1 protein-coding gene and 1 pseudogene are annotated in these 1,024 nt (G+C 60.4%); both read right to left on the reverse strand.

The genetic code is table 11. From position 1 onward, the window contains the following. Window positions 1-389 (reverse strand): annotated as a pseudogene (locus tag WP12_RS00095) (IS6-like element IS6100 family transposase); the annotation flags it as partial. A gap of 32 nt (window positions 390-421) precedes the next feature. Beyond that, a partial coding sequence (locus tag WP12_RS00100; protein WP_152663825.1) for a 2Fe-2S iron-sulfur cluster binding domain-containing protein occupies window positions 422-1,024 on the reverse strand: 603 nt, incomplete at its 5' end.

Consider the following 1,024-nt stretch of genomic DNA (forward strand, 5'->3'; position numbering starts at 1 on the left):
TTTTCCCAGTGCTTCAGGCCTCGCAGGGCCTTGCCCAGGAACCGCTTCGCTGCCTTGGCGCTGCGGGTCGGCGACAGGTAGAAATCGATCGTGTCGCCCCGCTTGTCGACTGCCCGGTACAGGTAGGTCCACTTGCCCCGCACCTTGACGTAGGTTTCATCCAGGCGCCAGCTCGGATCAAAGCCACGCCGCCAGAACCAGCGCAGCCGCTTCTCCATCTCCGGGGCGTAGCACTGGACCCAGCGATAGATCGTCGTATGGTCGACCGAAATGCCGCGTTCCGCCAGCATTTCCTCAAGGTCGCGATAGCTGATCGGATAGCGACAATACCAGCGCACCGCCCACAGGATCACATCACCCTGGAAATGGCGCCACTTGAAATCCGTCATCGTTCCGTCCGTCCAATCTCCGCCAAGCATGCTCAAGCTTCACGATTTTTGCAACAGAGCCGGTCGCCCTCCGCAATCTCCTCGTGCAGCCAAGTGGTTGCACGACCGCCCGGAACCTTGCGGATGTTGAGCTCGATTTCGTCACCGCTGGCCGGATCGTTGGCGAGGGAAAAGGCCCGGGTCGTCCTGTCCTTCCCCGGGATATCAAGATTCACATATTGCCCGGCCTGAAATTGCAGCGCTCGGTCGAGCTTGAATTTGATCGCGCGGATTGTGGGCGTCACCTGCTCGATGCCGATGACTTCCGCGTAAAAATCCTCCACCGGGATATCTTGCGCGTCGGGATCCTGCTCGATCTCCGCCTCGATCACGAGGTCACTCACCAACTGGGCGCAGCAGGCCAGGGCCAGCCCCTCGTCCCGTTCGAAATCCATCAGTGCGAAGGTCGAAGCCTCGCCATGATCGACTTCGCCCTCCGTAATCCGGATCTTGCACGTCGCACACAGCCTGCGGATTCCGAGGTGATCGCGCGCACCATTCCGATTTGATGGCGCGCGGGCTTCCGATTTAATGGCGCGCAGTGTTCCGCGAATTGTGCGCGCAGCATTCCGAGGTGATCGCGCGCAGTTTGAGAT

The organism is Sphingomonas sp. SRS2 (assembly GCF_000971055.1).
Taxonomy (GTDB): Bacteria; Pseudomonadota; Alphaproteobacteria; order Sphingomonadales; family Sphingomonadaceae; genus Rhizorhabdus.